5 protein-coding genes are annotated in these 6,273 nt (G+C 59.2%); 3 read left to right on the forward strand and 2 right to left on the reverse strand.

Annotation, left to right across the window (positions count from 1 at the left end):
* Positions 1-101 precede the first annotated feature (101 nt).
* Positions 102-311, reverse strand: a complete 210-nt coding sequence (iscX, locus tag AC1XOS_RS18490) for a Fe-S cluster assembly protein IscX (protein WP_481963693.1) — start codon at positions 309-311, stop codon at positions 102-104.
* A 245-nt stretch (positions 312-556) separates the two neighbouring features.
* On the opposite strand from iscX, the gene AC1XOS_RS18495 reads away from it, so the two are divergent.
* A complete protein-coding gene (locus tag AC1XOS_RS18495; protein WP_481963694.1) occupies positions 557-3,925 on the forward strand; it encodes a tubulin-like doman-containing protein in 3,369 nt (1,122 codons plus the stop codon).
* A gap of 101 nt (positions 3,926-4,026) precedes the next feature.
* Positions 4,027-4,476, forward strand: a complete 450-nt coding sequence (locus tag AC1XOS_RS18500; RefSeq protein ID WP_481963695.1) for a response regulator transcription factor — start codon at positions 4,027-4,029, stop codon at positions 4,474-4,476.
* Between the two features lie 112 nt (positions 4,477-4,588).
* Here AC1XOS_RS18500 and AC1XOS_RS18505 read toward each other — a convergent pair whose 3' ends face one another.
* Positions 4,589-5,806: an HD-GYP domain-containing protein gene (locus tag AC1XOS_RS18505; RefSeq protein ID WP_481963696.1), complete on the reverse strand. Its 1,218-nt coding sequence runs from the start codon at positions 5,804-5,806 to the stop codon at positions 4,589-4,591.
* A gap of 54 nt (positions 5,807-5,860) precedes the next feature.
* Here AC1XOS_RS18505 and AC1XOS_RS18510 point away from each other — a divergent pair.
* On the forward strand, positions 5,861-6,273 hold a 413-nt coding region (locus AC1XOS_RS18510), incomplete at its 3' end, for a DUF1587 domain-containing protein (RefSeq protein WP_481963697.1).

Consider the following 6,273-nt stretch of genomic DNA (forward strand, 5'->3'; position numbering starts at 1 on the left):
AAAATCGGGATTGCAGGAGTTGTGCTCAACTTTACAGAGCATACTCTCAAGGAAAGTCTCACCTTGCTGGAAACAGCATTTCTGACGTCTGCTGATTCTCCTCACTGATTGTCTTTAAACTCCTCGTACCAGGCCATCTGGATCGCTTCCAGTTTGGCTTCGTTTGAGGCCAGTGGGTCGTCGGCAAAGTCCGGGAGTGCCACTACCATTTTGTGCAAGTCCGTAAAGCGCACGGTCAGCGGGTCTGTGTCCGGGTTCGCATCGTAGAGATCAATTCCAATATCTTCTGCATCGGTCCAGGTCATTTTCATAGCTTAAAGTGTACCCGTCGCCGCAACTTTTAGGCGATAGAATCCACTGGACTGTCCCCAAAAAAGTGTGGGGTAGGTTGGGGCGAAAGACAACGTGAATTTTCGCACATGGGTAGAGGCTCCGAAGCGGGCTTTAGCCTGCTTGTCCCATCAGCGGGCCGCTTTTGCCGCCCACGATGAAATGACACCAGGCCGCAACCGATAGGGCATATCGCGCGTCTAGTGGTTCGGAGTATAATATGACCATGCCTGACGAGACCACCACGCCTTCCGCGCCGCCGCCGCTGCCTACCTCTTCTTCCCCCTCTTTAAGTAACGCTCCTGCGCTTCCTCAGAACGAAGACCAGAAGCTCCGGGGAATCTCTCGCTCGCTGATGATCGCTGTCGGTGGGACGGGCCATAAGATCCTGCTCGACGTGCGCCAGCGCATGATCCAGAAGTACGGCTCGCTCGACAAGCTGCCCATTGTCTCGTTCTTGCTTTTGGACACCGATCAGGCCATCTTTGGCAAGAACCCCAACTACTCCGACGCGGCGAACCTAGACAACGCCGACAAGATCCACTGCTCCGTGCACGGCGTCGAGCAGCTACGACGAAATCTGCGCGAGTACCCGCACCTCCGCGACTGGCTCGACCCTCGGACGCTCTCAGGCGACATCCACCAGGGAGCGGGCGCGGTGCGTGCGCGGGGTCGCCTGGCACTCTACTGGAACTACGACACCATCGCCCGACGTCTTGAGGAGGAGTACACCGAGATCACCAAAGATGCCAGCAAGGCAATCGCGATCAAGAACGGGATGCAGGTCTCCGAGGGCGTGACGGTCTACATTGTCGGCTCGCTCTTGGGTGGCACCGGCTCGGGGATGTTTTTGGACTTGGCCTATACCATCAAAGAGCTCTTCAAAGACCAGCGCATGCTGGAGATTATCGGGATCTTTGGCATCCCGCCCAACACCGCCGCCGTGGCCGTGGACAACCGGCCCAATGCCTACGCCAGCCTGCTAGAGCTCAACCACTACACCGATATCTCCACGACGTTCACCGCGCAGTACAAGCCGGATCAGCCCGGGATCGAGAACGCCGACCCACCGTTTCGCTACACCTATCTCGTGGACACGTCAAGCCCCGCTGCCAATCTCGGCAGTGTGGACAAGATGGTCGAGATGGTCGGGCACTCGGTGTTCTTGGACCTGACCAGTGAGTTCCAGCGCCAGAAAAAGTCCAACCGCGACAACTTCGATCAGTTCCTGACAAGTCCCGATGACCTCGGGTGCGCTCAGAACTACCTCGCGATGGGTTTGGCCGCGATCCACTTCCCCAAAGATAAAGTGCTCCACGCCTGTGCGAGCCGCTTGGCACGGCAGATTCTCACCCGCTGGACAGAGCCGCTGGCGCGTGTCAGCAATGTCGGGGCGTTTGCCGAGCAGGAGCTGGGGCGGCTAGGCCTCGATCCCGAGAGCATCCAGCGCGGCATCCAAGTCGCCAATATCGAGTCGGGGGAGCTCTTGCGCGATGTGGCTCTGGCCTACTGGAATGGGGTGAACCGCAGCTACGGCGCGGCCTATCCGGGGCACGACAATGTCGGGGCGTTTCTCATGGCGCGGCAGGAAGAGCACCAGAGCCGCTTCACCGACACCGACCCGAACCCGGACATTCTCTCCAAGCAGCGCGCCAACCTCGGGGAGTATCTCTTCCAGATGCAGCAGAACCTGCGCGGCACAATTCCGGCCAAAGAGAACGCGCTCCGCAACTTCATCAGCGAGTGTGTCAACGATCCCAACCGGCGGCACGGGGTCGCGCGGGCCTTTTTGGACCATGCGGTCGAGCGCTTCCGGGCCTACGCCACGGAGCTGGGGCGGATGCGCGATGAAGCCCAGCCGACCCTGGCCCCGATTGCCGAGAGCCGGGACACGCAGGTCTCCGAGATGAACCGGCTTGCCAAAGACGCGATGCTCTCGCTCATCATGGGAGCTAAGCGTAAAGAAATTGATGAGAAAAAAGAAGAGTATCTCACCCGTGCCCGGCAGTGGGAGACGACACTTCTTGACATCCGAACGGCGGAGCATGCGATCTACTTCTACACCGGAATGCTGGGGGTCCTGGAAAACCTCAAGACCGAGATGGATGCCTATATCGAGCGGATGAAGGGGCTGGAGGCGTTCTTCCACAAAGAGGAGCAGACCGCGGTCGAGAACCCGGTGGATGTCAATGGCCTGGTGATCTTTGATCGCGGGCAGCGCCAGGAGAAAGAGAACGGCCAGGTGACCTACGTCAATGGGGATATTGACAAGCGCTACACGGCCTATGTGGGCAATGGCTCCGACCCTGGCAATGCGACCGTTAACACGACGTCGGCGGATATTCTCAGTGAGCTGGGTACCAGCGGCAATATCTATGGTCTGCGCGATGCCGATCTGAACCGGGTACGCTCGGGGATTATCGGGCGCTGCCGGGTCGTCTTTAAGGCGGTGGAGCAAGAGGCGGTGCTCGAAAAATTCTTCGAGCGCTTCGGTGTCGGCACCGACCGGGCCATTGAGGAGCTGCGGCGCATCCACGCGCTCTCGCAGCCTTTTATTCACTTGGCGGAGAATGCCCCTAACTACAAGCACCACCAGAACAAGTCCCAGACCATTGTCGGTGTGATGCACGGCTCAGAGCCACGCTCTGAGGCGGAGGGTGTCTTTAATAAGATGCTCAAGGAGACCGTCCAGGGAATCCGCGATGGTCAGATCACCAACGCGGGTGAGCCACACCAGGTGCTCTTTTTGCGCGAGCGGGCCTCGTTCCCACTCCGCCTTTTAGAGGGAATGGAGAACTACCAGTTCGCCTACGAGCAGGCCAAAGCCGCGGGGGCGAGTGCCAACCCGATCCACACACGCCGTGATGTGAAAGAGTGGCTACGGATCGCGCCCCCGAGCTTTGAGGATCAGAAAGGGGCCTGGCAGACCTTCTGTGTTGGCTGGGCTATGGGCGTGATTGCTGAGGAAAAAGACACGCGCTATACCGCCGCGGGAGCCCGCGAGACCATTAAGTTTATCGCCAGCTACCGCGATCGCTTCGGCATGGCCAAGACCGACCCGCTGGGCACGTTCATCTCCATCACGGGGGATCTTGCCAAGCTGATGCAAGCCGCAGAGACCGAAGCCGAGCAGTCGAACCGTCCGCCACGCGAGGCACGTGAGATGGTGCTCTTGCTGTGTGACCAGCGGCAGCTAAAAGAGCAGATTGACCGGGGGATTCAGGCCAAGCTGGTGGAGCAGGGCGTGCAGCTCATGGGCCAGCAGCTTCTCGCGCATGTCGAGCAGCAGAACGCGCGAAACTTCGGTCGTGCAATTCTACGTCCTTACCAGCAGGCTATCACGGACTACTTGGAGAACATCAACTACAACCCCGAGATGCCTGCCGTGATTGTCGCACCCATTGCCCCTGCGCCCGTCGCCGTGGCACCCGCTCCCGTCGCCGCACCTGCCCAGCCCGTCGTGGTGGCTCCTGGCCCCGCAAGCCTTGGCAGCCTCAAAGAGCGCCTCGCTAACCTGAAGGTCTTGTTAGAAGAGGAGCTCATCACGCAAGCCGACTTCGAGGCCCGAAAGGCCGCGATCTTAACCGAGGTGTAGCCCCTTCGGGCCATCTCCCCGGCTTCGTTCGTTCCTCACTCCGCCGACCCTCTTCCTGTTTCCCGCTTCGCGGAGGAAGAGGGTTTTGAGAGAAAGCGACCATGGACGAGCGTTTTCTTCCGCTCCCCAATAAGCCCATAGCACAAGGCGAGCATATTCTGGTCGTGGACGATACGCCTGCCATGGCGAACCTGATCGCGGGCTACCTTCGCGAGGCAGGCTACAAAGTCGAAATTGCTTACAGCGCCGAGGAGGCATGGGAAGCGCTTTTGCAGAAGCTCCCGATCTTGATAACTGTAGATGATTTTTTGCCAGGGGCAAGCGGGTACGAGCTTTGTAGGTCAGTGCTATGGTTATACAATGACAAGTGGTACGGTTGTTGTCGGATTATGATCGTTGATCAAAGACTTGATCATAATTGGTCAATGGGTTATAGGTCGCCTCTTTTTGATATTTGTTTAACGAAGCCCTTCAATCCCAAAGAGCTGGTGTCTTTTGTCCGGCGGATTATGCAAGCTTCGTCGGAGGGAGACGGGTGGTATCAGATTTAGGAAACTGAGTGCTGGAGAACCCTCTTCCTAGCGAGGTATGAGCGTCACAGGAAGAGGGTCGGCTGAGGGAAGAAGCCGGAAATATAGCTTCGGGTGGGGGAAATATAACCCTCTATGCTGCTTTCTTCAATGGCAAGGGTTCAGCCATTATCGTTGAAGTTGCTTCTGTAGCAAGGCTTGCCTGTATCACGGCCCACTCTGCTTCGGGGACGCGTAGGAACGCCTCGACGAGGCGGGGCTCGAACTGCTTGCCGGACTCCTCGGCGATAATATGGGCTGCCGTGGCGTAGTCGCGGCCTTTGCGGTAGGGGCGGTCAGAGCGGATGGCATCGAACGTGTCCACGAGAGCAAAGAGGCGGGCGGCGAGGGGAATGTCCTCCCCCGAGAGGCGCATTGGGTAGCCGTTGCCATCCCAGCGCTCCTGGTGGGTCAGCACAATATCGCGCTCACGGCTCAGGTGCGCGATTCCTTGGAGCATCTCAAAACCAAGCCGAGGGTGGCGCTGCATGACCTTGCGCTCATCGGGGGTGAGGGGGCCAGGCTTGTTGAGGATCGCATCGGGGATTCCGATCTTGCCGATATCATGGAGCAGGGCCGCGCGGCGCAGAAAGCGCAGCTCCTCGATGGGCAGGCCAATCTCTTGGCCGAGCCGAACGGTGTAGGCCGCAACGCGCTGGGAGTGCCCTTCGGTGTCCTGGTCGCGCTGGTCCAGAGCGGTGGAGAGGGCTTCTAGAGTGGCGTTGTAGCTGACTTCGAGCTGGGTGTAGAGCAGCGCGTTCTCCAGAGTGAGTGCGGCCACATCGGCGATGGCACGAAAGAGCTCCAGATCCGCGTGCTCAAAAGGGCGGCTCTCCGCCTTATTGATCGCCTGCATCGCACCAATTGCAACACCGCCACGCACCAGGGGCACAGAGAGAAGCGAGTGTGTGACGCGGCCCGTCACACTATCCGCGAGGCGGCTATGGCGGTCGTCGAGCTGGGCATCGGTGATGAGCAGCGACTGCTGGCGCGTGATGGTCGCTCCCACGATACCCTCATCGAGGGGAAGCGAGAGGCCCTGCACTTGCGCGGCTCCAGGGCCCGTGGCAAAGCGGCAGGTGATGCGACGATGCAAGTGATCTGCCAGCCAGAGCGACTGTGCCTCGGCCTGAAGCGCGGCATTGACCTCGGCAAAGAGGCACGGGATAAGATCATCGAGCTGGAGGGTTTGTTGTAGGTGTGCCCCGATGTGATCCAGAAGCGCTCGTCGCTGATCGGCAGCGACGAGAGCACTCTTCAAGCGCTCGTTTTCGAGACGAAGCGCTTCTAGCTCTTGGGTTGGGGGAGACATCTCACTCTGATTGTAGGTTGTTGCTCTATCTCTCTGGAGGGATATAATAACGGCATGCTCAGATTTTTGCCGCTCTCGCTGCTATTGCTGGCAGCGGCAGCTCCACAGCCACCCGCAGATTTAGTGGCCCGTCACGAAAAAGAGGCGCTGCCGCTTCTGAAGCAGTACTGCCTGACCTGCCACTCCGGGAGCCAGCCCAGTGGCGGTATCAATCTCGATCCCGCGGATGTGGCCGGGATTCATAAAAATGCGGAGAACTGGCGCAAGGGGCTCGCTCGCCTCAAAGATCGCTCGATGCCGCCGCGTGGTGCTAAAAAACTCCCTGAGCCTGAGCGTGGTGCTCTAGGAGTGGCTCTGGCCGCTGTGCTGGATGCCGCGCCCGTGAAAGCTGCGCCTGGACATACGGTTCTACGGCGCTTGAGTCGCCTGGAGTACAACAACACGGTTCGGGATTTGTTTAGTGTGAC

The organism is Armatimonas sp., assembly GCF_964826245.1.